Source organism: Enterococcus sp. AZ089 (assembly GCF_050547225.1).
Classification (GTDB): domain Bacteria; phylum Bacillota; class Bacilli; order Lactobacillales; family Enterococcaceae; genus Enterococcus_D; species Enterococcus_D entomosocium.
This window is the reverse complement of record NZ_CP172954.1, coordinates 3,541,591-3,566,038: the sequence shown is the minus strand read 5'-3', so window position 1 is coordinate 3,566,038 and position 24,448 is coordinate 3,541,591. Positions and strand designations below refer to the sequence as shown.

The following is a 24,448-nucleotide window of genomic DNA, read 5'->3' as shown; positions in this document are numbered from 1 at the left end:
GTCTAGCTGCCTCAAAATTACTTCTTAGTGCCTGTTTTTTTCTATTAGCCCGAGCAAAGAAAAAGGAAACAGAATGTCTTATTAAAGCCAATTAGGCCTATGCCTAATTGGTTTTCTATATTCCTGTTCTAATTGTGTTTGGGTGGGATGAATATCCTTTTTATTAATAATAGTGACGGTGTAATGAACGGTTTTGCTAACGGTAAAATAAGTATATCTAATTCAACTTTCTACTAACGCGAATATTCTTTGAATTTGATTTACTAAAAGCTGGGTAGCTTCTCATCAGTCATTCTCTTCATTGGGGTTAATAAAGTGTTGTCAGTCATCCTGCCCTATTCTCAACAAGTACCTGCCTAATGCCTTCTTCAAACGTTGTGATCTTAAAATGAGGGAATGCCTTTTTGAATTTATCAGAGACAAAAAGATTATCCACCGTGTATCTAGGTAATAACTCACTTAGTTCGTGCGCGTTTTTACTGAATAGCTTAGCAAGTTTAAATTGCCACAAAGGAATGACGCGGTATTTCAATGGTTTGCCTTCAATTTTTTCGGCGAGATCGATCATGTCTTGGAAACTATGAGGTGTATCACAGGGCAAATGCCAAGTTTGGCCATAGGCACTAGGCGTATTACCGATAAGGGCCATGGCTCGGCTAGCATCAGGTGTCCATAGAAGTGTGCGTAAAGTGTCTTTATTGACAGGTATTTTGACGGGAGCATTGTGGACTATATTGTTTAAGACGAGTGTATTAGTAATGCTCTGGGTCTTGCCTGGGCCGTAAAACTCTGGGGCTCGACAAATCACCGCATCTAAACGGCCACTTTCCATCTCGGATAAAACCAATTGAGCCATTTTAGAGCGCACGAGGGACTTCCTGCCTGCTGGAAAAAATGGCGTGTCTTCCTTTTGGGGTGTACGATCCTTTGGATACATATAAGTATTATCAAAAAAAACCAGTTTGCTCTGTGCTTCTTGGCAAGCGCGGATGACATTTTCTGTGATTTTCATAAAATTGGTTTCCCACAGCTCTGCATCCATCGGTAACCCAACAGTGAAGTAAACAATCTCACTATGTTCAATCGCTTTTTTCGTTTGCGAAAAGTCCATCAAGTCTGCGGAAACGATCTGATCTGTAGGATTGATTTTTTGAGGCTTCCGGCTAACTAGCCGAAGCTCATTTGTGTAATTTTTGTATAGTTCTTTTGCTAGTTCATAGCCGATTTGTCCATTGCTTCCTAAAATTGTTTGCATGACTGTACCTCCTCAAGATATAGTTTTGCTACAGCACGTACAGAAAAAGGATTTTGGCCAGTGATGATCCGCCCATCTTTTAGGGCAAATGCTTTATAAAAGCGTCTTTTTTTGAATTGAGCGTTTCTTTCTTCTGCGGCGGTTTGATTAAAGAAAGGAACTTTGTTCATTTTCCCGGCGAGAAATTCTTCGGTTTTCGTAAATCCTGTGATTTTTTTTCCAGAAATCAAAAAGCTTCCTTCTCTATCTTTTATATTTAGTAAACCAGCGATTCCGTGGCAAACAGATAAAATATACCCATTGTTTTCATAAATGGCTAAAGCGAGTTCTTGCAGCTCTTTATTATCAGGAAAATCCCACATGACACCATGCCCTCCGGTAAAATAAATCGCATGGTAGTCATTTGGATTTACTTCTGCGGGTTTTTTCGTTTGAATCAAGCCGTTTTGAATGAAATTTTCTTCCAGATAAATGTTCATAATGGCTTGATCTATATATTTCATGCTTCTTGGATCTAGAGGAACAAAGCCTCCTAATGGACTTACGAAATCAACATCAATCCCTTGTTGATAGACTTCATCTAGAAACTCGGCACTTTCTCCTAACCAAAGTCCGGTAGCCTCGTTCGTGCCAGCATATTTTTGAATGTTTGTTTCAACAACTAATACTTTCTTCATAAATGGTCCCTCTCGTTCATAATGTGAATGACTTTCGTTAAAAAGGATTGGAGTTTTTTTATTTCTGTTTGCTCATGATCGAGATAGTAATAATTTTTTGTTCCTTCTTGCCTGAAATTCACGATTTTGGCTTCTTTCAAGATTTTCAAATGATGTGAAATGGCGGGTCTAGATAAATTGGTGGCCTCTAATAAGGAAGTGACCTGTAAGCCAGCACAATTTTCCGCTTCTAGCAACCGAATGATGATAGCTTGTCTTTTTTTGTCACCTAGCGCGATTAAAAAATTACTTAATTCAGAAAAATCTTGTTGCAGATTGGCATAATCTATCATAATTGTCTCTCCATTATCGTTTAAAAGTTTAAACCATTAAACCATTTAAAGGAGATTTTTGCAATGAAAGAAGCTCGAGAACATTCCTTTTCTCCACCATCGCTAAGGAGATTAGAATGTTCTGTAAGCAAATAGATAATAATGGAAAAGCATAAGAGCATTTGATCCTTTTTTGTGTTTAGAAGCAGCTTATTTTTTTATGAAGTGATTAAGAGCCGTGTCTTGCTCATTTTTTGTTGTTGTGTTATGTATGTAACATCTAGACAAAAGACGTAGTGAGATATGAGGCGGAGAATATGAGAGACTTACAGTTAGCATTTATCAGTAATCGCACAACTAAGCGCTTATTTCGAGTTTTGAGTGTGATGGAACGAGATCGTTTATTTACAATTGGTGAAATGGCAGAAAAGATGCAAGTCACACAACGCACAATTGCAAATGATCTCAAGTATGTGAAAGACTATTTTGGTGATTGTATCACCCTAATTTCGGGGAATAGTGGCTTTCTTTTTGAAGAGAAAAAACCTTCCGTGTACCAAGAAAAGAAACAAGATTTGCTAGAAAATGAGTGCTTATTTGAAATCATCGGTCATATTTTTCAAGGGGAATTGATGGATATTGACGAGTTGGCCCATCATTATCATTTTTCTGAGAGCACGTTTCGACGGTTGTTGGGTCAATCGAACAAAATATTGAGCAGTTATCGGTTAAAATGGGTGTCGAATCCATTGACAATTGAAGGGAGCGAAGCGGATTTACGGAAATTCTTCAAAGACTTTTATTACGAAGGGATTGATACTGCCCATACCCTTGTTCCCGACCCCGCATTGCATGAGTTGGTCTTAACCCAGTTAAACAACAAACTAGGACAATATGATATTGGCTCTGGAACAACACCAGCTGCTTTTTACTATACTTTTTTTATTGCAATCAAACGGGCGAGCCTTGGTTTTCCGATAACAGTCCCGAAATACTTGATTGAATTAGCCTACAAAGGAAATAGCTTCTCCCTCCTGTATTCTTTAAAAGACGGAATCAACAAGCTTTACGGCGTAGAACTAGCGAAGGAAGAATTTGCATGGATTTATTTAGTTACTATTTGTAAACGTACCTTAGATCGAGAAGCATCGGAGGAAAAGTTCTACCAGCAGTTTCATCAAGGATCAGAAATTGCCAAACTTACGGAGGCTTACTTACAAGAGTTTGAGCTCACAAATGAGAGCTATGCCAAGATAAAAATTTTCTTGCAATCCTTCTTTTTGTCTAGAAAAGTGAACTATGCGTTAGCTCCTGCATTGAACAAAGAGGCACAGGACATCAAAGAATCTCTCATGCGTTCTGACAATGAAAACTATCAACGGAATTTACGATTTTTAAAGAAGCATCAAAGAAAAGACTTTTTGGCTGCGCCATATCTTGAAGATATTTGTGTGAGTTTAACGATCTACAGTGATTTGATTTTTGATTTTTATTCACCGACAAAAAGAATTTATTTTCTTCTAGAAGGTGATCACTTCATCTGCCAACAGATTCGAACTCGTGCAATGCAACAGTTTGGTACAAAGCACACGTTGACCTTTTTGCCATTGCAACATCTGACACAAGAAATATTAAATGCCAATCATATTGATTTGATTGTCACAAACTATAATCGGTACCTCTTAGACTATATTATTGAAACAGATTACTTGTTATTGAAAGCTGTCCCAGATGAGCATGACTGGCGGAATCTGGAAAGAAAAATTGATCCGTATCGAAAACCATTTCTCTAATCTCCGTACACTCGTTAAAAGTATTAACGAGTGTTTTTTTTCATTTATTTCATCCGTATATGAAAATATTGATTCCAATTTGACCAAAAAATCAGGTAACCTTAATCATGTAAGGAAAAGGTATGCATACAAACTTACAAATAAAAGTATCAAAAACCTTCGTTTTTTAGAATAGATATTTGTTATGTATTCTCTAAAATAGAAAACCTAATCTAATAACTTTTCCAAGACATTCGATCCGATCGAATGTCTTTTTTTGTCGTCAACCCAAAAACGAAGAATTTTGAGATACAACAAAGGGGAGGATCATGATTGAGAAAACAAAAAGGTGGATAATATTTATGGGAATACTCTCAGTTTTATCATTACCGTTGGTAAACGCTGCAGAAGTCCAGCAAGTTGAAACAAATGGGACCATTGGATTTACTGGTGTCTATGAACCCATTGGTACACCTGATCCAGCGCCGCCCGAAACTATTGTCAGACCACCAATTACCGAAGTGGCCAAACCAGATGGTACGTTGCCACAAACAAACGAAATAGGATATTCATGGCACGCTTGGCTAGGCGTTTTTCTAATCAGTTTCGTCTTCCTCTTATGGAAACAAAAAAGAAATCATAATAAAAATCTAAAACAATAAGAAAGCAGGAATAATCAAATGAAATTTATTCGTTTAGCAACAATTGCCGCACTATCAACTACTATTTTAGCAGGAGGAGCAGCTTCTGTTTTTGCCGATGAAATGAGAGAAGTAACAACCGAAGGTCAAATCCAGTTTACAGCGGATGAAGACGGTGATCTGGAAGTCATCCCTCCTGTACCTGATCCGGATGTGATTATTCCACCGATTATCGATCCAGTTACAGGTCCATTGTCTATCGTACAGGCACCTACAATGAACTTTGGTACTCAGGTCATCTCCAACCAAGATCAAACATATAATATGGTTGCAGAGACTGCTGAACTCGCTAATCCAGAAGAAGGTGGGCCTACTGACGTTCCATATATTAGTTTTGCTCAAGTACAAGACGTTCGTGGAACCAATGCTGGATGGGATCTAAAAGTGAGCTTAAGTGATTTTGAAGCTCCAGAAGCACAAAATAAAATTCTAACGGGAGCGCAAATCACCTTTGCTAATGCTCAGTTAAATTATGAAGGTAGCAATACTGATAACGAACCTACAGTGCACCAGGCTGGACTAACATTACTTCCTAATGGTGCAGCGCGTTCAGTGATGACTGCGGCACAAGGACAAGGTGCAGGAGCTTCTTCAGTTATCTGGGGAGACCAAGCAGACTTGACTGCCCAATTTGAAGCAGAGGGCTTTAATCCTGAGACAGACGTTGTAGAAAACAACGCAATACAATTGTCGATTCCAGGTTCAACAGCCAAAGATGCGACAACGTATACGTCAACGCTAACTTGGGAATTAAACTTAACACCTGGAGACGAACTATAAAAGCCTTGTAACCATTTGTTTTGAAACTCTCGGCAGCGTCACAGTAAAATTGTGACGCTGTTTTTCTAAGAAAGGAGACGTAACCTTGAAACAAACAACTTTAGCTCATCGTTCTCAAAGAGCCTCTTGGTGGGGACTTACGCTTCTTTTTCTTCTTTTTGGAATTTTTCCATCAGTAGCTCAAGCGGAGGAAACACTGACATTTTATGTCACGCCTGAATTTCCTGAAAGCCAGGTAGAAGGATCAAATAGTTATTTCGATTTGAATCTAGCAGCTGGAGCAACAGAAACCTTAGCATTGAAACTGCAAAATGTTAGTAGTGACCCAATTCAAGTGCAAGTAACCCCTCATACAGCGTATACCAATGTTCATGGAGTCGTTGAGTACGGAAAAGATGCCCAAGAACCAGATAGTAGCCTTACTTATTCATTGGACGAATTGATTGACTCATCTGGCGTCATTGAACTGGCAGGAAATGAAACCCAAACAATTAGTGTTCCTTTACATATGCCAGAAGAATCGTTTGAGGGATTTTTAGCGGGAGGTCTACGGATTTCGGAAGTCAAAGAGAAGCAAGAAGAAACGGCAATCAATGAAGAAGGCGTAGCGATCAAAAATGAATTTGCCTATGTGATTGGGATTGTTGTCAGCAATTCTCGGGATTCAGTTCAACCGGATCTCGATTTATTAGCTGTTTTTGCAGATCAGTTGAATTATCGGAATGTTATTAGTGCAACGATCCAAAACTTCACGCCTACCTTTGTCAATCGAATGGCGGTGGAAGCGACAGTACAACGAGCAGGAGAAAACGAGGTTCTTTATGAAGCGAGTGAAGAAATGATGCAAATGGCGCCTAATTCTAATTTTGATTTTCCAATCTCGTTAGAAGGCGATCGCTTTCAAAGTGGCGACTATGTATTGAAATTAAGAGCAATATCTGGTGAAGATGAGTGGGTATGGGAGAGACCCTTCACAATTAAAGCAGATGAAGCCAGGGCATTGAATCAAGCAGATGTGACCATTGATTCAAGTATGAATTGGTGGATGATTGGCGCAATCATTTTACTTGTTCTTTTACTGGGGGTCATTCTTTATCTACTTATTCAAAAAAAGAAAGCAAACCGAAGCGAACAAGAGTAGTAAAAAGGAGTGAATGGAATGACCACGAGATTAAGAAGACCGCTGCTTCTATTAGGGGCGTCTATTCTAATGATGCAAGCATTGATTCTATCGATTGGCATGGTCTACGCTGAGACAACGATGGACACTGAGGAACAAAAACAGGTAGAACACCCATCCATGAAAAACCTTCTAAAAGAAGAACAGGCTAGTGATGCGCGCTTTTTCTTTACTCAGGCGCGGATGCAAGGCACGGTAGAAGAAACCATACAAGTAACCTTCTTTTCTGATCAAGAAGTGTCAGAGGCACGAGTATTTTTACCTGAAGAAGCAACGCTTATCAACGAGCAGTTACCGGCAGGGGGATCAGTCGAACAGATAGAGCAGTCTCAGGAATGGCTGGTTCAGTCAAAACGGGCGCAAAATACATTTGTTCTTCCTTTAGTATTTGAACAGGCGGGACGCTATGAACTGTCTGTGGGAGGAGCAACGGCTTATCTTGAAATCAGTGAACAAGAAGATAGTATTGTGGAGAACCCTACTGAAGGAATAGAAGCTTCTGATGATGCTCAAACAGTACAAGCGGATCTGGAAGCGAAAGAGAATGCAGTAGAAGAGAATCAAATGAAGGAGCAGCCATCACAAAGTTTAGATAATGAATACAGTTCAAATGCTACCGTCACAAAAGATAATTTTTTGCAGCATTTTGACTTACAGGGTTCTGCAACGTATGATTCAGAAACAGGGGAAGTAACCTTAACTACAGCTAGTAATAATCAAGTTGGAAATGTTACATTGAAGGAAAAATTAAGTGTGAATTATCCATTTGTTTTGACAGGGAAGGCAAATATTGGTTCTAATACGAATGGTGCAGATGGTATGGCTTTTGGTTTCCATAGATCTGAAAATTCTGCTGTTGGAAATAGTGGAAACGGTATGGGGATTGCTGGCCTAACAGGAGGCTTTGGATTCAAATTGGATTCAAATTTTAATACAACTCAGGGAGCGGGTGCAGCTAGAGATCCTGCTGCTTTAGGTGGGGCTCCTTTTGCTGGATACGTTTATCATGAGACGAATGGTTTATTGACTACTTATATGGGAAGCGATGCTCCAGCAAAGCGAACAGGGACATTGAATGGCGCTTACGATGATATAGTCATTGAGTATCTGCCAAGTGAAGAAGCAAATATTTTCCGTATTAACTATAAAGGAGAAACCTGGGAACGAGATATATCCGATTGGCAAGGAATCGATACTACTGCATTATCTTTTTTAATCTCAGGAAGTACAGGTGCAAGAAACAATGTTCATAGCTTTATATTTGAACAGATGGACTATGTAATAGGGACAGGAGAAGTTGAAGTCAGTTATCGTGATGCAGCTACAAATGAAGAAATAATACCTAGTCAATTGTTAGAAATTCCTTTTAAATCAGAGGCAGTTCTTAATCCAAATTCAGGGATTGATGATGAACCGTACCTTCTTGGTTATGACTATAGTCATGTTGAGACAGATGCACTTTATTTCGATGAAACAAACAATACGATAAAACCAGAGGCTGAGCGTCGGAATGTTACTTACTTTTTTAATCGTGCTGAGTCCGAGGTGACAATTCATTACATTGATGATGCCGGGACAGTTATTTCGCCATCTGATACAATCATTGGTTATGTGAATGAGGAGCTAGAAGTAACGATTAAAGAAATAGAAAACTACAAGTTTTTATTTGAAAGAGACAATCAATTATTGAATACGGTATTTACTCGAGAGCAACAAAATTATTGGCTCGTTTATATCTTACAAGGCTCCATGCCACCAGTAGATCCATTGGATCCTGAAATAGAAGTGAGCCCAGAAAATAAACCAGAGCTGCCAGAAAATCAAGGGCTTCTGAGTATTGACTTCATTTCCTCCTTTAACTTTGGCTCGCAACCTATCTCAGTTCATGACCAAACCTATTACGCGCAACCACAACGTTTATTGAATGAAGACGGAACTGTAAATGAGATGGAAGAGCGTCCTAACTATGTTCAGATCAGCGATCGTCGATCAGCTACTGAGCGTAATGGCTGGCAGCTATCGGTTACCCAGACGAAACAATTTGAAGGATTAAAAAATCAACAGCTTACAGGTGCGAGTATTACTTTCTCAAATCAACAATTAGTGACCGCTCAAGGTGGCGATACCCCTTCTTTACAGACAGCCAACCCGTTAACGTTGGTACCAGGAAACAAGCGAGCACTGATTCGTGCAGAAGATACTGAAGGAACAGGCACATGGATCTATCGTTTTGGAGATGAGCATACAGCAAGGGAAAGTGTTACGCTCAACGTACCGAAAGGTTCAAATCCTGAAGCCACAAGCTATTCCACAACCCTGATATGGGAATTGAATGCTATTCCTGACAATTAAAAGAGAAATTTCTTTTTTCCTTTTTCTGCCATTTATTAATAAGACGGCTAGATTGGTTCGAAAAAAGATGAATAGTTCGTGTATGATCCTGGTTCATTCAAAAGAAAGTCAAGCCATGACGAACAAAGAATTAAAAGAGAAACTAAGCGTCATGCCACCAATAGTTAAAGGAAATATCAAACAAATCAAGACATATTTCAAAGAAATCTGTGGTTATGATCTAAGTGTAGAAAAGAAGAATTCTATCGTATTCAATGTGTCATAGAGTTTGTATAAATAAAAATTATCTTAAAAAAGGCTTCAAAAAAATTTTTTGAAGCCTTTTTTTGTTTTCCGCAAGTATTAAGATTAAGAACTAACGCTACTGTCTAATGACATAGTTAAGGGAAAACGTAAAGGTCTGTGTTAAAGCTAAACCTTAAAGGAAAAGATAGGAAAAAACGAATAATTTGGAAGTTACTATTTTTCGCTAATGAATTTAGACAGCAATATTATGGAGATAAAGGAATCACGATTAAGAAAGTTCACGATTGATAAAAACTTGCTAATAAATGAAACTAATTGACCTGTTCTTTCGTCATAACCTATAGAACAACGAAAGAGAGGAAATACTATGAGAAAAAAATTATTGTTAATAGCTATATTCTGTGCATTGATTCTTACGTTAGTAGTGGGTGTCACGTATAAGTACCTAATGAGTCAAGTGTATGGAGAAGAACAAACAAATTTTGAAACGCAAGTCGAAAAAACAATTAAAACTGCATTTTTTGATCGTGATATCACTCAGATTGAAGAATCAAAGAGTGGCGATAATCAATACAATAAATATTACCTGTACTATTCTGCGACTGAAAATAAAAATATTATAAAACAATTGGAAGCTCAAACTCAGGTTGCTTCGAAACAATTGAAGGATTCTCGGTCAATGGTGCTTTCCTATGTCAATGAGGAAAAGGTGAATGATGCCCTTATTAATCGACAATTAGTAACAAAGGAATATATTTGGGATGATAAAACAAAGTCTTTGAAATATTTAGGTGAAATAAAAGAACTATCTGAAATACTCTTATCCAAAAATCGAAATGAGCCTCGATTAAAAGATATTGTCAACGATGAATCAGACTTGCTTGCGATAAACAGAGTTGTACAAGAACAACTACTTAGTACTCGAACTAAATTAAAATCAACAATTGATGAGGAAGAATTAGATCAAGTGTTAACATATGACTTTTTAAGCAAGGATAGTAAGATAACCATTCTCCCTCACTCAATACAAATCGCTTTTGATAAAGAGGTCTTAGGGTTGACAAAGATGACTGTCGACATTGAAAAAATTCTGCCTTTTATTGATCCAGCAATCGTTTCTGATAATAATCTGCCAAAAAAATCCTTAGACCAAAAAAGAAACTATGTCGCGCTCACCTTTGATGATGGACCTAACGATACGTCTACGAAAAAATTACTAGGAGAGTTAAAAAAAGAAAAGATAAAAGCGACTTTTTTTGTTTTAGGTCAGATGGTTGATAAGAACCCAGAGGTCGCGAAAAAAATAGTGGGAGAGGGGCATGAAATTGGCAGTCATTCATACACTCACCCAGACTTAACTCAAGTAACTCTGGATAAAGTCAAAGAAGAAGTACTGAAGACTGATAAGGCAATATTTCATGCTACAGGGGTATTGCCAAAACTCTTTCGACCACCTTACGGAGCAGTAAACGGCGCCGTTGCCAAAACCATCGGATTGCCTATTATTCAATGGAATGTAGACTCTGAAGATTGGCAAGTCAAAAATAAAGATTTGATTGTAAATAAGGTAATTGATACTGTAGAAAATGGATCAATCATTTTGATTCATGATATCCATGAACGTTCCGTAGAATCCATTCCAGAAATGGTAAGTCAACTAAGAAAAAGAGGCTATGAGTTTGTGACTATAAGCGAATTGCTCTCTTATGGACAAAAACCACTAAATCAGTATTTTGGTTTAGCTGACCAAAGAGAAATTAAATAGCAGTCTTTTCTAGTCCCTTGGAGAGTTGTGGAAGGAGTGATCTTTATTTTTAAGAATAGAAGTCAAACAAAAAAAGTGCGCTATTATGAGCATCTACTAGAAGAACTGATAGAAGGTAAATATGATCAAATGTATCGAATTGCCTACAGTTATGTTTATGATCATGAAGATGCTTTAGATGTCCTGCAGGATAGCTTTCAAAAGGCGTTAAAAAGCTTTAGAAACACAGTAGAAATTGATAATTTTCAAGCATGGTTCTATAAAATTTTAGTAAGAACCGCGATTGATCAATGGCGAGTGAAGAGACTAAGACCATTTGGGTTAGCCTTTGAAGAAACTATAGAACTAAGTCATTTTCGTTTCGATCAAAGTGAATTTCTTGAACTAAAGGAAATTCTAGAGAGAACGCCTAGTCCGGAAAGAGATATCATCATTTTAAAATATTTTGATGGATTTACCTTGCAGGAAATTGCTCAAATACTTAATTTAAATGAGAATACGGTGAAAACGAAGATGTACCGTTCTCTTGTTCAATTTAAGCATCTTTTAAATTAGAAAAAACAAGATATGAAAAGGAGAATGAGCGAAATGAAACAGCACACGTTTGATGGAGAAAACCAGGAACAATTAAAGCGTGAAATAGTTGCGCGTTTTCAAATAGAAAAGGCAAAGGTATACGAAGAAAAGAAGCGAAAAGTACTTAGAAGAGGAGTCGAAAGCGTGATCTTGGTGGTTTTTAGTTTTTTGATTATGCTTCAAAATACTACCTTTAGAGGTTTTGCATCAGAAATACCTATTTTGGGGGATTTGGTATCAATTATAACTGGGGAAACGCTTCTGTTCAGTAAAGAGGAAGCAGAAATCACTATTGATGTGCCTAAGATAACAGAAGAAAATCAAGTGTATTCGCAATTAAATGAAAAATATCTCCGTGAAGGACAACGAGCATATCAAAGTTATATAGACGTAATAAATAAGGTGGACGAAAAACAAATGTATGTCAGTGGTACCTATGATGTGAAAGTCAATGATAATCGATTTTTAGTAATCGACCGTACGTTTGAAGAGACAGTGGGGAGCACCAATGTCGAACATCGATTTGATACATTCGATAAAAAGAACGAGGTCTTATTATCATTAAAGATGTTATTTAAAACGGAAAACTATTTAGAGGTGCTGGCTCAGGAAATTGAGCACCAAATGAAAGAGCGGATGAGAGTAAATAGCGATATCAAATATTGGGTTTTAGACTATAATGATACAAATTGGTTGGAGAATGATCCGAATTTTTATATTAATGAAAATCATGAACTAGTTATTTCGTTTGATAAATATGAAGTTTCGGCTGGATACATGGGGACACAAGAGTTCATAATACCTACTACAGTATTGAAGCCGATCTTAGTTGACGAAAATTTTTTTAATTAGATCGATAAATCAGTTTAAGCTTATTCAGAAAATGATTTCTGGATAAGCTTTCTTTTTTTCGCTAGCAAGAGCGGAAAATAAAGCCTACTTTTCTAATTGGCTTTGATACCATGAGGGGAAAAAATCGATGAACCCAGAGTCTCTTTTATACACGGTTACTACAAAGGCAATAAAAAGTCCCTTGTTGTCTGCTTTTGTGAGTAACTTTTCCACAGTGTGGAACTCCCTGAGCCTTACTACCATTATTGGATTTGAAAATAATTAGAGATCTAATTATTAGGTAGCGAATCTTTTTATTGACTTTCCTTTTTAACCGGTGTATATTCTTTTCGAATAGTTAGATACCTAACATTTGGCGAAGGGGGAGTCGTTTTGGAGGAACTGATCGTTTCGAATTTGATGCGTTCCATTATGAATAAGTCACGGGAATCGATGGAACTGCGTATAAAAGACCTGGATATCAGTCAGCAGCAAGGAAGAATGATTGCGTATATCGCACAAAATGAAGACAAAGGCTTGATTCAGAAGGATTTGGCCCAAGTGTTTCAACGTCGTGATGCCAGTATCACAAGTATGCTTCAAGGGTTAGAAAAAAAAGGGTATATCGAACGCCGCATCCCAAAAAATAATGAGCGGCAAAAAAATATATACGTTTTGCCCAAAGGAAAAGCGTTGATTGATCAAACCAATGAAGCTTTTTATGCGGCAGAAAAAGAACTGGTCCAAGCACTGAATGCAGAAGAAGTCGAAGAACTGACTCGTTTGTTAAGAAAAATCGATCAAAGTCTATGAGCAATAAGCAGTCAATCACTGCTTATTGCCTTAAAGTTAGATTTCTAACAGTTAACTATCTAATTAAAGGAGGAATCATCATGGAAGAAGTCACAATGAATGAATCCAATATTTACTACTTAAGCGAAAGTCCGGTGCGAAAGGCAATTGCCCATTTATCGATCCCGATGATGGTTGGTATTTCAACCACGACGATCTATAATTTGATTAATGCTTATTTTATTGGATTGATCCATGATACCAATATGATGTCGGCGATTACCTTGGCGATGCCCATTACGATTTTGTTGATGGCCGTTGGGAACATGCTAGGTGTTGGTGGAGGAAGCTATATCACACGACTACTAGGAAATGGAGACACTCAAAAGGGCAAGAAAGTTGCCGGCTATGCGTTTTACTCGAGCATCCTGCTCGGTGTGATCATAGGGATTGTCGCAGTAATTTTCATGGATCCGTTTATTCATTTACTAGGAGCAGGTGGTCAGACATTTTTGTATACAAAACAATATTCACTGATTTTGTTTGTTGGTGGAGCATCGTTCATTTTAAATTTTGCTTTGGAACAGTTGGTGCGTTCAGAAGGGGCATCAAAAGAATCAATGTATGGCATGTTTGTCAGTGTTGCAGTGAGTATCCTACTTGATGCATTATTGATTCTCGTCTTTAACCTACATGTGATCGGTGCAGGGCTATCACTGGTAATTGCGAATATCGCTTCAACAACGTATTATGTCTGGTTCCTAGAAACGAAAAGTGAGACATTGAAGGGCTTTTTAAAGAGCATGAAACTTTCAATCAAAGATCAGCTAGAAGTTTACAAAATAGGAATATCCGAGCTGTTTAAATCAGCTTTCATGATCGTCACCACATTATTATTGAACAATTTTTCTGCTGAATATGGGGACAATGTTGTGGCTAGCTTTGGTATCGCTGTTCGAATCACGCAACTACCGGAATTTTTAACAATGGGTCTATTTTTGGGCGTCATACCGTTATTTGCCTACAGTTTCTCTGCCCATAACACGAAACGAGTGAAAGAAGCACTGAAAGAAGTATCTTTGTGGATAGGTGGGATCTCCATCCTTTTTGCATTGATTGTGTATTGGTTGCGAGTGCCTGTGCTGGGGTTATTTACAAGTGATCCTCGTGTGATCCAAGTTGGCTTAACGATTTTAGGGGCACAGTTGGTTTCTTCGATCTTTAATGGTTTCTCTGGTTTATTCACGGGCATCTTTCAGGCATCTGGACTAGGTGCTCAGACCGGAGTGATGTCCACGATTCAAGGAACATTCTTTATTCCAATCGTTTTAGTGCTTCATCATTTCTATGGATTGGATGGATTGATTTGGTCAATGACGATTACAGAAGGTATCGCGTTTGTTGCGGGTGTCTTAATGATGATTCCTTATCTAAATAAACTAAATAAGAATGATCTGCCCGCCATGCAAAACCAGTAGCATATAAGAAGCAGGTACGTTTGAACTATTGGTTTCTGGTTGAAAAGATAGCGAAAGGTTTCTTTTCGAACATCCTATAAGGAAAGCCCAACGAAGCAAATTTCGTTGGGCTTCTTTACTTGCTATATATTTCCTTTTCGTTAAAGTAAGAGGAGATGTTGATTCTGTTATACTTACTATTGAAAAAAACTCCATTTCAAGGATAAACGATCTTTTTCATGTATCAATAGAAGAAAAGCGTCTAAAACAAATGCTATTAGCAAAATTATCAAGCGATTGAGGAATCTACTATGCAAAAAAAAATTTATAAAGTTGTCTCTGTCTCGAATAACAGTCGTCTGTTTGCGATTTTAATGGCTTTTTCAGGTGGGGCATTAGATGTCTATTCTCATAATTACTTTCATGGATTAGTTGCTACTCAAACTGGGAACATTATTTTGATGGCTTCGAATTTATCCCAATATAATTGGCAGCAAATGCTGCCTAAGATCGTATCGATCATTTTGTTTACGGTAGGATTTTTATTAGGTATTCTTCTAAAGCGCAGCAATTTCAGTCATTATTGGCGCAGTTACACCATGCTACCTGTTATTTTATCGAGCTTGATCATTCCATTGTTGTCTCAAAACTTGCACCTTTTTAAAATTGGTCTGCTTGCTTTTGGCAGTGGCTTGCTGATGCTGACGTTTACTGGAACGCAAATCGAAGGAAATCCTTATACGATCATGATGACCTCAGGAAATTATCGGAAAATGCTAAATGAATGGTATCTGTATCTGACCTCACGGAATAAAACGTCGCTTCAAAAACGCAATGCCCATAACTATACGATCGTCGTGCTCTCATTTGTCATTGGTGCTTGTTTACTAGCCTTTGTCAGTCTTGTTTTAAAAAAATATTCAATTTGGATCGTAACCTTCACGTTTCTGCTTGCTCTTTTTATTGAAATCCATCAAGCGAAAAAGACGATTCGATAGTCAAAGAAAAACCGTCAGAGGGACTCCTTCTGACGGTTTTTCTTATAAGCTGAAACAGGAATATTTTTTAGAATGTCCTCACAGCTCCGCAATCTTCCTTACGGTATTGATGGTTCGAATCGTAATCTGTTTGCCGACGCTAGTGCTGGCTGTTTTTTTCCACCAATTGGTTTTTTGATAGTCTTTGCGGAGGTAAGACCAGAAGACGACGTCTTTGTAAGGGAAAACCTGTTCAAGCTCGGCATTCGGAGCCCCGAGTTTTTCAGATAACTCCTCGTAGGTCAGCGAAGGCATCAAAAAGATCAGGTTGTCATAGATGGTTTTATCTTCCGTTCCTGACCAGTCGGGCATATGGGTCAAGCGTTCCTGCAGCTCTGATTGGCGAATGATATAAATAGCGATATCAAAGGAAAAGTCGCGTTTGACCATTGCTTTAATCGTTTCGGCAAGGGCTTGTGGATCATCCTCTTCACTGGAAAAAATCACATTGCCGCTATTCAAATAAGTGACCACATTGCTAAACCCCAATTCTTCAAAACCGGCTTTCAATTCTTTCATAGAAATTTTGTTCTTTCCACCGACATTGATGCCTCTTAATAAAGCGATATATCGTTGCATGGATAACCCCTCCTTTAAACCCCTTCTTTTAGCTGATTATAGAATGGATGGAGCGGAAGCACAATCCTGGCTTCTCAGCTACCCAAAATACGTGAGCGAGAAACGACGAATGCAAGCTTATTGGTGGAGTGGCTATGGCGCATGTATTTTTGCGCTGCTAATTAGTAAAAACGAATAAACAGCCTGTAAATGATAACAACCCTCACAAATCTGCTCAAGCAAGCGAATTTGTGAGGGGCACTTTCAGTCGTTTTCTCTGTTTCTGGCTTCGTTGTTAATCCACCGCAATCCTCACAGACACGGTCTGTACGGGGACATCATAAAAGGGATCTTCTCGTCGGCCTAAAAAGTCTTGGGCTTGTTGAGGGAAGAGGGCGTACATCAGCACGTCTTCTTCGCTTTTGGCATACTCAGCGATTTCTTCCCGAAAGGCTGGCAGTTGTGGTGCCAGTAGATCAGCTGGTCTGACGGTGATCACTTCAGCATCTCCGATGATTGTTTCTTTGATTTCGTCGGTGATGGGTGCTGGCGATTGACCGTAAAGTCCTTTGACGTAATCTTTGATCTCACTTGGGACAAGTTTGTAACGTTCTCCTGAAATCACATTCATCAAGGCTTGGGTACCGACCATTTGCGACAATGGGGTCACTAGAGGCGGATAGCCCAAGTCTGCTCTGACTTTTGGTACTTCTGCTAGGACTTCTTCATACTTGTCTTGCAATCCTTGTTCCGTCAATTGGCTGAGTAGGTTTGACAACATGCCACCAGGTACTTGATAGATCAAGGTTTTAGGTTCGATATCTTTGACTTTCGGGTTCAGTAGTCCTTCTTCGCGGAAACGATCACGAACGGGATTGAAGTGTTCCGCGATCTCAGCGACTTTCTGCAGATCAAGTCCTGTAGCAAAGCCGCAATCTTCTAAGGCGATCGCCACAGATTCGGTTGCTGGCTGACTGGTGCCGCCAGCAAAGGAGGAGATGGCGGTATCAATGATGTCTGCGCCAGCTTCCGCAACTTTTAAGTAAGTCATCTCAGCGATGCCGCTGGTGGCATGGGTATGGACTTCTAGCGGTAGATCGACGGCATCTTTGATTCGGCTGACCAGCTCGTAGCCAGTTTGCGGTGTCAAAACGCCGGCCATATCTTTGATACAGATGGAATCGGCGCCGAGGTTTGCCATTTTGTTGGCAAGGTCAACGAAATAGTCCACGGTATGGATCTGGCTAGTAGTATAAGAGATTGCTGTTTGACAGTGTCCACCGGCTGCTTTTGTGGCACGGATGGCGGTTTCCAAATTGCGGACATCATTTAAGGCATCAAACAAACGAAGAATGTCGATGCCGTTTTCAACCGATTTGGTCACAAAGTCAGCAACGACGTCATCGGCATAGTTTTTGTAGCCTAAGAGATTTTGTCCCCGTAAGAGCATTTGTAGTTTGGTCTTTTTCACTTCTTTGCGGATTGCGCGCAATCTTTCCCATGGGTCTTCATTTAAAAAACGCAGACAAGCATCGAAGGTTGCGCCGCCCCACATTTCCAAGGCATGATAGCCTGCTTGATCCATGGTTTTTAAAATCGGCAGCATATCGCTGGTAGGCATTCGCGTGGCGATCAGACTTTGTTGGCCGTCCCGCAAGACGGTTTCGGTAAATTGGATTTTTTTCATTCTTTCACTCTTTTCTGAATGATTTTACGGATCTGCTGCTGTATATCTGCTACGCTATGAGTTCTAGAACGGCCACAAACTTTGGCATCTTGTTCACAGACGTAGCAGCTTCTTGTCGGCAGTCCGATTTCGGTGCGGCTGATAGGTAAAAGCTGGTCTTGGTTTTTGGCTAAGACATCCAGATCCACCAATCGACCATAAGGATGATGGGTCTCAATCTGAACCATCATTCGTTTTAGTTCATAAGGATCTGTGGGCAGTACGAGATAATATTCCGGTCCGGTTTCCAAACTACGGTAGAGGTTTGCCAGTGGAATCAGTTCCTTGACGGCCTCTTCGATTTCCGTAATGAGTTCTTCAAAAACGGCGGTCAATGGGACAGAATTTTTCACGGGACCGGGAATATTCATGGTGGCAACAAGCAATGCCGCTTTTTCATCCGCAGCGAGAAGCTCCCGTTGAAGCGAGCTTCTATTTTCTCGTGCCTGCAGCATGTCGATTAGCGTCACAGGGGTTCCTGAAAATAGGGCATCAGACATTTTTGACCACATCAATGATCGTGCCATCGCGGTATTCGATCAAAGCGACGGTTTTTTCCCCGTACTTGATTGGTTCGGGTTGACCGACAATGCTGTAGGCTTTTTCTTTTAGCTCTTCAATGGTGTATTGGGGAATATCCAATGCTTCAAAATGGCTGATCAAGTCTTTGCGAGCAGGATTGATGGCGATCCCGATTTCCGTAACGATAACATCAATACTGGCGCCCGGAGTGACGATCGTGTTGACGGTATCGACGATCGTTGGGATCCGTCCCCGCACAAGAGGAGCGATCACTAAGCTCATTTTGCACGCCATACTGGTATCTGAGTGGCCGCCAGAAGCACCGCGGATCACACCGTCAGAACCGGTGATGACATTGATATTGAAATCCGTGTCGACTTCCAGTGCGGAAAGAATGGCGGTATCCAATTGATTGATAAACGCCCCTTTGCTTAATGGTGAGGCATACATATTGGCATCGATCTCGTAATGATTGGCGTTTTTCCCTAGCGATTGTGCGGAAGGGTGATCAAAGTCTTGGACATCGATCAGTTTTTCCACTAATCCTTCTTCTAACAGTTCCACCATGGCATTGGTAATGCCGCCGAGGGCAAAGCTGGCTTTGATCTCATCTTTGATCATTGCTTCGCGTAAAAAACGAGAAACGGCTAATGCGGCACCGCCTGTTCCGGTTTGGAAGGAGAAGCCTTGTTGGTAGTAAGGCGAGCTCGTGATGACCTTGGCTGCATACTCAGCGATCAGCAATTCTTTTGGATTTTTGGTAAAGCGGGTCGCACCTTTTGCGATCCCTGCAGGATCACCGATGGCGTCGACTTCCACGACATAATCGACATCCGTTTGGGGAATGCTGATTGGGGTATTTGGAAACGGTACCAGGGTGTCGGTGATGATCACGACTTGGTCGGCGTATTTTGCATCGACCATCGCATAGCCCAATGAGCCGCAGGTTGCTTTTCCGACGGTGCCATTGGTATTGCCATACGCATCTGAGCTAGGGGCCCCTAAGAAGGCGACATCGATGTGGATATCGCCGGCGGCAATGGCACGAGCCCGACCGCCATGAGAACGGATAATGACTGGAGCATCCATAATGCCTTCGGAGATTGCGGCACCGACTTTGTCCCGCAGACCGCTGGAGGTGATATTGGTTACGACGCCAGATTTGATATGTCCGATCAATGGTTCATGGACATTGGCGATGGAACTAGGGGCAATCGCAAGATTCTTGATGCCCATTTTTGCGATCTCGTCTAAAACGAGATTCATGATAAAATCCCCTTCGCGAAAATGATGGTGGAAGGAGATCGTCATGCCGTCCGTTAACCCTGTTTTTTCAATGGCTTCACGAATACTGCCCAAGACCTTGCTTTTGCCCGGCAGGACTGGCTCGATCTTGCGACTCGCTTCTTTGTAGGCATGGATATTGGCCGTTTCATTTTCAAAGACCCCGTATTGGTTGGCATAGCATTCAGGGATGTCTTTTCCTGCTTTGTTTAACACCATAATTACACTTCCTCCTCGGTAATCAATTTCGCTGCTTTGGCAAGGGCAATCACGCGTTCCGCTCGCTCAACGATTGGTTTATCGACCATTTTGCCATTCAAGGAGATCACACCAGAACCTTTGCTTTCGGCTTCACGAATGGCCCAGATCACTTCTTTGGCCTGTTGGATCTCGGCTTTTGAAGGCGCATAGATCCCATTAACTAGGGGAATCTGCCGTGGATTGATCACTGATTTTCCGTCAAAACCAAGCTGCTTGATGCGAGTCGTTTCAGCGAGAAAGCCATCGGTGTCATTGATATCAGAAAAGACGGTATCGATGGCGGCGATCCCTGCAGCTCTAGCTGCATGCAAAATCATACTGCGGGCAAACAACAATTCTTGCCCATCTGGGTAGCGACGGGTTTTCATATTGGTGACATAATCTTCTGCCCCTAAAGCGATCCCGATCAAGCGGTCGGAAGCTGTGGCGATGTCTCGGGCATTTAAAACGCCTTCGGCCGACTCGATGGCAGCCATCATTTTGGTGGTTCCTACAGGCAGATCGTTTTCTTCTTCTACTTGTGTGATCACAGCGGCAACGTCAATGATATCTTGGGCGGTTTCGGTTTTCGGTAGTCGAATGACGTTGACCCCCGCTAGGACCATCGCTTCGATATCAAGGGCACCCACCGTGTCGAGGCCGTTGATGCGCACGACGGTTTCGATGGCAGAATAGTCAAAGGTTTTTAAGGCAAAATGCACCAGGGTCCGAGCAGAGTCTTTTTCATTCAAGGAGACCGCATCTTCTAAATCAAACATAACGGAATCGGCGCCATACAATGGCGCATCCCGTAGCATGGCAGCATTGGCTCCTGGTACAAACATCATCGTTCTTCTTAAACGTTCCATGTGTCGATCTCCTTCCAAGCATACTGTTCTTGTTCGGCGGCCCGATGAACGGCGGTCAGAGTTCGGGCTTTGATGGTACAGTCCAATGCGCCTTTATCGGTGGCAGTGATTTTGGCCTGTGTCACGCCTAGATGGTTCAGCGTCTCAAGGATGACGGCGCGAATTTGTTTGCCGAATTGTTTTTCGACACTGCTATCGAGGGTCAGCTCGATGGTTTGGGTTGTGGTGGGCTCGATCGCGATCAAGATATCACTGGATTCAACGGAGCCGGCAACCGCACTTTTTTTGATTTCCACTTATTATCACCTCTAAATATAGTTATGCTGCATTAAAAATGAGAACGTTGTTTCTGGCAAAAATTGCTGCAAGGAAGGTAAATCTTTTTCTGCAATCGCTTTCCGAACTTTTGTAGCCGAAACGGTTGATTGGTTGATCTTCAGACGGTCAATCACGATCAGTTCAAGCTCGGGAGAAAAAACGGCAGCCATTGCCTCATTGTAGAGTTGGGTCACGGGTGAGTAAGGCTCTGAGCCTACAAAACGCGTGGTGATCGCCAACAGCGGGGCAATTTTTTCTTTGAAGAGGGTAGCATCAAAGGCGGCTTGTTTTTTGGCAATCGCCTCAGGTGCTTGCTCCTTTAAGAAATAACTGGGAAAGACCGCTGAAGAGACGAGATAGTTGTTGGTCGGCAGCACCGTTACATTTGACAGGTGAGCCAAGCCCTCCGTCACCATCTGCAGCCGTTCACTGGCAGAAAATTGTGAACGGTCTTCTGACAAAACGAACACATAAACCTGCTCCTTTTGACTCGCAGCTGTTTCAACTAAGTACAAATGTCCCTTGGTAAAAGGATTGGCGTTCATTACGATCGCGCCGTTGTTTTGTCCGATTCGTTGCCGTTGCAGTTGTTGGGCATAGCTTTCATAAGAAGGAACGCCTTGTTCCATGAACAAGATGTCTTGCGCAGCGAGCACTTCACGAAACCCGAGAGATTCAAAAAACAGACGATTTTTCGGTGCTGTATAGACGAAGGACTTAGTATAGCCCTCGTCTTTGATATGATCGCTAAGGTGCGAAATCAATTGCGTCAACAGCTGTTCGGAGCGTTTTTTTTCACAGACCACCACATACTTGATGATATTGGCATAGCAAGAAGCAGTAGCAATCAAGGTTTGCTGGTCAAAAATGCCTACGGTATAGGCAACTTCTTCACCGACGGCTAAGCCAGCACGGGTGATCAATTTTTGCCATTGCAAAAAGACTTCCGGATCTTTTTGCAGCCAGATTCTTTTTAGGGTATACATACAATGCCTTCTTTATTTTTTTACTGGGAAGAGCTTCGACAAAAGCAAGGATGCGAAGTAGATGATCAGGATCACGACAAAGACGCCGCCCCAACCGAATAACAACAATTCAAATGAAGTCAGTAAATCTTGACTCATAATTTTCCTCTCCTTTCTAGTGACCTAAGCAATCAGTGCCAGCAGTAAGCCACCGGCGATGACCGAAGCAATCTGTCCTGAAACGTTGGCACCGGCTGCATGCATCAAGATAAAGTTTTGCGGATCTTCATCTGTCGCCATTTTTTGGATGACACGGCTAGACATTGGAAACGCAGAGATTCCGGCTGCGCCGATCATTGGGTTGATTTTTTCTTTACGGAACAAGTTCAGCACTTTCGCAAACAACACGCCGCCGACCGAGTCCATAATGAAGGCAACCAGCCCTAAACCAATAACCATCAATGTATCGACTTGTAAAAATTCTTCATATTGCATTTTCACAGAAATTGATAAACCTAGGAGGATACTGATGATATTCACCAGTTCGTTTTGAGCGGTGATGGACAAACGATCTAAGACACCACATTCCCGCAAGAGATTTCCGAACATCAAAAATCCGACCAATGGCAATGAAACAGGAGCAATCAACCCTGCTACGATCGAGATCACGATCGGGAACAAAATTTTTGCCGTTTGCGAAACTTCACCGGCACGATACGTCATGCGGATTTTTCGTTCGTGCTTGGTCGTCACAGCTTTGATGGCTACCGGTTGAATGATCGGTACTAGCGCCATGTAAGAGTAAGCTGCTACCATGATCGCACCCATATATTTCGAGTTCAGCGTATTTGCGACAAAAATCGACGTTGGTCCGTCAGCGGCACCGATGATCCCGATGGAAGCTGCGTCGTTTAAATCAAAACCAAGCAGCACGGCAACGATGATCGTAAAGAAGATCCCGAATTGCGCAGCGGCACCAAACAATAAAAGAAATGGATTTTGCAGCAATGGACCGAAGTCGATCATCGCACCAATCCCGATAAACAAAAGCAAAGGGAACAATTCAGTTGAGATCCCCATATCAAACAATACTTGGAACGGGCCAGCTTCTCCACCAGCACTTAACACACCTGAGTTCGGGAAGTTCACTAACAACGTGCCCAATCCCATAGGGACCAACAAGGTTGGTTCATATTCTTTCTTGATCCCCAAATACATCAATAGACCACCGATGAGCATCATAACGATCCGTCCCGGCTCCGATCCTAACCCGACTACACCTTCAATTAACGTTTCCACTACGTCACTTCCTTTTCAATAAATTAGCCGATCGTAATCAGCAGTTCTCCTGGGTTGACCATGTCGCCCGCATTGACTGCAATGGCAACAACGGTTCCTGCTTTTGGTGCCACGATTTCATTTTCCATCTTCATGGCTTCTAAAATCATCAATGACTGGTTTTCTTGCACAGTATCCCCCACATTGACCAAGAGACGTAAAATCGTTCCCGGCATCGGAGAATGAATCGGCTCGCCATCAGCAGGAAGCGTAGCTGGCACTGGCTGTGGTGCTACTTCTGGTTCTGGTGTGCTGACTGCCTCTGGTTGAGCAGGTACCGCTGCAGGAGCCGGTGTTGGCACTGCTGGGGCAGGAGCGGTAGGTTGCGGCGCACCGATTTCTTCCATTTCGACAAGGTATTCTTGCCCATCGATTGCTATTTTAAATTTACGTAACATGTTTTTCCCTCACTTGTTTTCATTTTTTTTGGCTATTTTTTTGATTGTGAACTGAGAATCAGGCAGCTCTCCTGCGGCAATACTGGCGGCAATCAGGGCGACTCGCTTAAATTCGGGATTGCGTTTCTCAATTCTACGGATGACAAACTGACTTTCAGGGTAACATTCAGCCCCTAGTGCGGCGGCTATCAGACTGACTAGTGGATAATCTTCTGCTGGCGCCGGCTGATAGCTCGACATTTCTTGCCAAACAGATGCGGGTGGATCCGCTATCATTTCCCTTGGCTTCAGAGGAGGACTGACAGGCGCATCTGGTTCATCATGCGTTTTTTTGAACAATCTTTCAATAAGATTCATGGGCTTCTCCTTTCTCAATGATTCGTTCTCTTTCATTATAGAAACTCCTGTTCAATCAGCGAGAATTATTTCAGCTCAAAATTGTTTTTTCAGTGTTCCTTTTTTGAGAAAAGAGTGAAAAACCGATATAAACGTTGATTT

25 protein-coding genes are annotated in these 24,448 nt (G+C 41.2%); 11 read left to right on the top strand and 14 right to left on the bottom strand.

The features are described 5' to 3' along the window. Positions 1–325 precede the first annotated feature (325 nt). Genes IGJ01_RS16595 through IGJ01_RS16585 form a run of 3 tightly spaced genes read right to left on the bottom strand, consistent with a single transcriptional unit; the run spans position 326 to position 2,264 of the window. On the bottom strand, positions 326–1,255 hold the full coding sequence (locus tag IGJ01_RS16595) for an NAD-dependent epimerase/dehydratase family protein (RefSeq protein ID WP_430601261.1): 930 nt from the start codon (positions 1,253–1,255) through the stop codon (positions 326–328). Further along, positions 1,240–1,932: a type 1 glutamine amidotransferase domain-containing protein gene (locus IGJ01_RS16590; protein WP_016621151.1), complete on the bottom strand. Its 693-nt coding sequence runs from the start codon at positions 1,930–1,932 to the stop codon at positions 1,240–1,242. Before IGJ01_RS16590 ends, IGJ01_RS16595 begins: the two co-directional genes overlap by 16 nt. Beyond that, entirely contained in the window at positions 1,929–2,264 is a 336-nt protein-coding gene (locus IGJ01_RS16585) for an ArsR/SmtB family transcription factor (protein ID WP_194188594.1), read from the bottom strand. Before IGJ01_RS16585 ends, IGJ01_RS16590 begins: the two co-directional genes overlap by 4 nt. A gap of 296 nt (positions 2,265–2,560) precedes the next feature. Between IGJ01_RS16585 and IGJ01_RS16580 the strand changes: the two genes are divergently transcribed. The 11 genes from IGJ01_RS16580 (at position 2,561) to IGJ01_RS16530 (ending at position 15,693) form a co-directional block, all read left to right on the top strand. Further along, a complete protein-coding gene (locus IGJ01_RS16580; protein WP_430601260.1) occupies positions 2,561–4,036 on the top strand; it encodes a helix-turn-helix domain-containing protein in 1,476 nt (491 codons plus the stop codon). Between the two features lie 341 nt (positions 4,037–4,377). Next, positions 4,378–4,677 (top strand): LPXTG cell wall anchor domain-containing protein, encoded by a 300-nt coding sequence (locus tag IGJ01_RS16575; protein WP_008381812.1) that lies wholly within the window; start codon positions 4,378–4,380, stop codon positions 4,675–4,677. An 18-nt stretch (positions 4,678–4,695) separates the two neighbouring features. Further along, complete coding sequence (locus IGJ01_RS16570; protein ID WP_008381814.1) at positions 4,696–5,496, top strand: WxL domain-containing protein; 801 nt, start codon at positions 4,696–4,698, stop codon at positions 5,494–5,496. Between the two features lie 85 nt (positions 5,497–5,581). Further along, entirely contained in the window at positions 5,582–6,637 is a 1,056-nt protein-coding gene (locus tag IGJ01_RS16565) for a DUF916 and DUF3324 domain-containing protein (protein ID WP_008381815.1), read from the top strand. Positions 6,638–6,655: 18 nt separating this feature from the next. Next, positions 6,656–9,028 (top strand): WxL domain-containing protein, encoded by a 2,373-nt coding sequence (locus tag IGJ01_RS16560; RefSeq protein ID WP_008381816.1) that lies wholly within the window; start codon positions 6,656–6,658, stop codon positions 9,026–9,028. A gap of 613 nt (positions 9,029–9,641) precedes the next feature. Beyond that, positions 9,642–11,039, top strand: coding sequence for a polysaccharide deacetylase family protein (locus IGJ01_RS16555; protein WP_430601259.1), 1,398 nt, complete (start codon positions 9,642–9,644; stop codon positions 11,037–11,039). Between the two features lie 36 nt (positions 11,040–11,075). Continuing rightward, on the top strand, positions 11,076–11,594 hold the full coding sequence (locus IGJ01_RS16550) for an RNA polymerase sigma factor (protein ID WP_005233050.1): 519 nt from the start codon (positions 11,076–11,078) through the stop codon (positions 11,592–11,594). A gap of 33 nt (positions 11,595–11,627) precedes the next feature. After that, positions 11,628–12,467 carry an RsiV family protein gene (locus IGJ01_RS16545; RefSeq protein WP_229045661.1) on the top strand — a complete coding sequence of 280 codons (840 nt, stop codon included), beginning with the start codon at positions 11,628–11,630 and terminating at the stop codon, positions 12,465–12,467. A gap of 411 nt (positions 12,468–12,878) precedes the next feature. Then, positions 12,879–13,259, top strand: a complete 381-nt coding sequence (locus tag IGJ01_RS16540) for a MarR family winged helix-turn-helix transcriptional regulator (protein WP_016613715.1) — start codon at positions 12,879–12,881, stop codon at positions 13,257–13,259. Positions 13,260–13,339: 80 nt separating this feature from the next. Next, positions 13,340–14,716 (top strand): MATE family efflux transporter, encoded by a 1,377-nt coding sequence (locus IGJ01_RS16535; RefSeq protein ID WP_430601258.1) that lies wholly within the window; start codon positions 13,340–13,342, stop codon positions 14,714–14,716. Positions 14,717–15,006: 290 nt separating this feature from the next. Continuing rightward, positions 15,007–15,693 carry a YoaK family protein gene (locus IGJ01_RS16530; protein WP_429962042.1) on the top strand — a complete coding sequence of 229 codons (687 nt, stop codon included), beginning with the start codon at positions 15,007–15,009 and terminating at the stop codon, positions 15,691–15,693. A 78-nt stretch (positions 15,694–15,771) separates the two neighbouring features. Here the strand turns inward: IGJ01_RS16530 and IGJ01_RS16525 are convergent, their stop codons facing one another. From IGJ01_RS16525 to IGJ01_RS16475, 11 genes are all read right to left on the bottom strand, one after another. Continuing rightward, the gene (locus tag IGJ01_RS16525; protein WP_086316677.1) at positions 15,772–16,311 is read right to left on the bottom strand and encodes a DUF1697 domain-containing protein; all 540 of its coding nucleotides are present in this window, start codon (positions 16,309–16,311) and stop codon (positions 15,772–15,774) included. Between the two features lie 274 nt (positions 16,312–16,585). Continuing rightward, positions 16,586–17,977: an oxaloacetate decarboxylase subunit alpha gene (locus tag IGJ01_RS16520; RefSeq protein ID WP_429968183.1), complete on the bottom strand. Its 1,392-nt coding sequence runs from the start codon at positions 17,975–17,977 to the stop codon at positions 16,586–16,588. Continuing rightward, entirely contained in the window at positions 17,974–18,528 is a 555-nt protein-coding gene (gene citX, locus IGJ01_RS16515; RefSeq protein WP_430601629.1) for a citrate lyase holo-[acyl-carrier protein] synthase, read from the bottom strand. The genes IGJ01_RS16520 and citX overlap by 4 nt, the downstream gene beginning before the upstream one ends. Beyond that, positions 18,509–20,041 carry a citrate lyase subunit alpha gene (gene citF, locus IGJ01_RS16510; protein ID WP_429968878.1) on the bottom strand — a complete coding sequence of 511 codons (1,533 nt, stop codon included), beginning with the start codon at positions 20,039–20,041 and terminating at the stop codon, positions 18,509–18,511. The genes citX and citF overlap by 20 nt, the downstream gene beginning before the upstream one ends. Positions 20,042–20,043: 2 nt before the next feature. Beyond that, positions 20,044–20,931, bottom strand: coding sequence for a citrate (pro-3S)-lyase subunit beta (citE, locus tag IGJ01_RS16505; protein WP_005233062.1), 888 nt, complete (start codon positions 20,929–20,931; stop codon positions 20,044–20,046). Then, positions 20,919–21,227 carry a citrate lyase acyl carrier protein gene (citD, locus tag IGJ01_RS16500; RefSeq protein ID WP_005230465.1) on the bottom strand — a complete coding sequence of 103 codons (309 nt, stop codon included), beginning with the start codon at positions 21,225–21,227 and terminating at the stop codon, positions 20,919–20,921. Before citD ends, citE begins: the two co-directional genes overlap by 13 nt. Positions 21,228–21,239: 12 nt before the next feature. Further along, the gene (gene citC, locus IGJ01_RS16495; RefSeq protein WP_430601257.1) at positions 21,240–22,235 is read right to left on the bottom strand and encodes a [citrate (pro-3S)-lyase] ligase; all 996 of its coding nucleotides are present in this window, start codon (positions 22,233–22,235) and stop codon (positions 21,240–21,242) included. A 12-nt stretch (positions 22,236–22,247) separates the two neighbouring features. Further along, positions 22,248–22,373 carry an OadG-related small transporter subunit gene (locus IGJ01_RS16490; protein WP_008381833.1) on the bottom strand — a complete coding sequence of 42 codons (126 nt, stop codon included), beginning with the start codon at positions 22,371–22,373 and terminating at the stop codon, positions 22,248–22,250. A 24-nt stretch (positions 22,374–22,397) separates the two neighbouring features. After that, entirely contained in the window at positions 22,398–23,513 is a 1,116-nt protein-coding gene (locus IGJ01_RS16485) for a sodium ion-translocating decarboxylase subunit beta (protein WP_005233072.1), read from the bottom strand. Positions 23,514–23,536: 23 nt separating this feature from the next. Beyond that, positions 23,537–23,950: an acetyl-CoA carboxylase biotin carboxyl carrier protein subunit gene (locus IGJ01_RS16480; RefSeq protein WP_194188581.1), complete on the bottom strand. Its 414-nt coding sequence runs from the start codon at positions 23,948–23,950 to the stop codon at positions 23,537–23,539. Positions 23,951–23,959: 9 nt separating this feature from the next. Continuing rightward, positions 23,960–24,343, bottom strand: a complete 384-nt coding sequence (locus IGJ01_RS16475) for a hypothetical protein (protein WP_430601256.1) — start codon at positions 24,341–24,343, stop codon at positions 23,960–23,962. Positions 24,344–24,448 lie beyond the last annotated feature (105 nt).

Excerpts from the sequence above, each read along its gene's own strand:
- IGJ01_RS16595 (WP_430601261.1), bottom strand. The coding sequence starts at position 1,255 with ATGCAAACAATTTTAGGAAGCAATGGACAAATCGGCTATGAACTAGCA.
- IGJ01_RS16590 (WP_016621151.1), bottom strand. The coding sequence starts at position 1,932 with ATGAAGAAAGTATTAGTTGTTGAAACAAACATTCAAAAATATGCTGGC.
- IGJ01_RS16585 (WP_194188594.1), bottom strand. The coding sequence starts at position 2,264 with ATGATAGATTATGCCAATCTGCAACAAGATTTTTCTGAATTAAGTAAT.
- IGJ01_RS16580 (WP_430601260.1), top strand. The coding sequence starts at position 2,561 with ATGAGAGACTTACAGTTAGCATTTATCAGTAATCGCACAACTAAGCGC.
- IGJ01_RS16575 (WP_008381812.1), top strand. The coding sequence starts at position 4,378 with ATGGGAATACTCTCAGTTTTATCATTACCGTTGGTAAACGCTGCAGAA.
- IGJ01_RS16570 (WP_008381814.1), top strand. The coding sequence starts at position 4,696 with ATGAAATTTATTCGTTTAGCAACAATTGCCGCACTATCAACTACTATT.
- IGJ01_RS16560 (WP_008381816.1), top strand. The coding sequence starts at position 6,656 with ATGACCACGAGATTAAGAAGACCGCTGCTTCTATTAGGGGCGTCTATT.
- IGJ01_RS16555 (WP_430601259.1), top strand. The coding sequence starts at position 9,642 with ATGAGAAAAAAATTATTGTTAATAGCTATATTCTGTGCATTGATTCTT.
- IGJ01_RS16545 (WP_229045661.1), top strand. The coding sequence starts at position 11,628 with ATGAAACAGCACACGTTTGATGGAGAAAACCAGGAACAATTAAAGCGT.
- IGJ01_RS16540 (WP_016613715.1), top strand. The coding sequence starts at position 12,879 with ATGAATAAGTCACGGGAATCGATGGAACTGCGTATAAAAGACCTGGAT.
- IGJ01_RS16535 (WP_430601258.1), top strand. The coding sequence starts at position 13,340 with ATGGAAGAAGTCACAATGAATGAATCCAATATTTACTACTTAAGCGAA.
- IGJ01_RS16530 (WP_429962042.1), top strand. The coding sequence starts at position 15,007 with ATGCAAAAAAAAATTTATAAAGTTGTCTCTGTCTCGAATAACAGTCGT.
- IGJ01_RS16525 (WP_086316677.1), bottom strand. The coding sequence starts at position 16,311 with ATGCAACGATATATCGCTTTATTAAGAGGCATCAATGTCGGTGGAAAG.
- IGJ01_RS16520 (WP_429968183.1), bottom strand. The coding sequence starts at position 17,977 with ATGAAAAAAATCCAATTTACCGAAACCGTCTTGCGGGACGGCCAACAA.
- citX (WP_430601629.1), bottom strand. The coding sequence starts at position 18,528 with ATGTGGTCAAAAATGTCTGATGCCCTATTTTCAGGAACCCCTGTGACG.
- citF (WP_429968878.1), bottom strand. The coding sequence starts at position 20,041 with ATGGTGTTAAACAAAGCAGGAAAAGACATCCCTGAATGCTATGCCAAC.
- citE (WP_005233062.1), bottom strand. The coding sequence starts at position 20,931 with ATGGAACGTTTAAGAAGAACGATGATGTTTGTACCAGGAGCCAATGCT.
- citC (WP_430601257.1), bottom strand. The coding sequence starts at position 22,235 with ATGTATACCCTAAAAAGAATCTGGCTGCAAAAAGATCCGGAAGTCTTT.
- IGJ01_RS16490 (WP_008381833.1), bottom strand. The coding sequence starts at position 22,373 with ATGAGTCAAGATTTACTGACTTCATTTGAATTGTTGTTATTCGGTTGG.
- IGJ01_RS16480 (WP_194188581.1), bottom strand. The coding sequence starts at position 23,950 with ATGTTACGTAAATTTAAAATAGCAATCGATGGGCAAGAATACCTTGTC.
- IGJ01_RS16475 (WP_430601256.1), bottom strand. The coding sequence starts at position 24,343 with ATGAAAGAGAACGAATCATTGAGAAAGGAGAAGCCCATGAATCTTATT.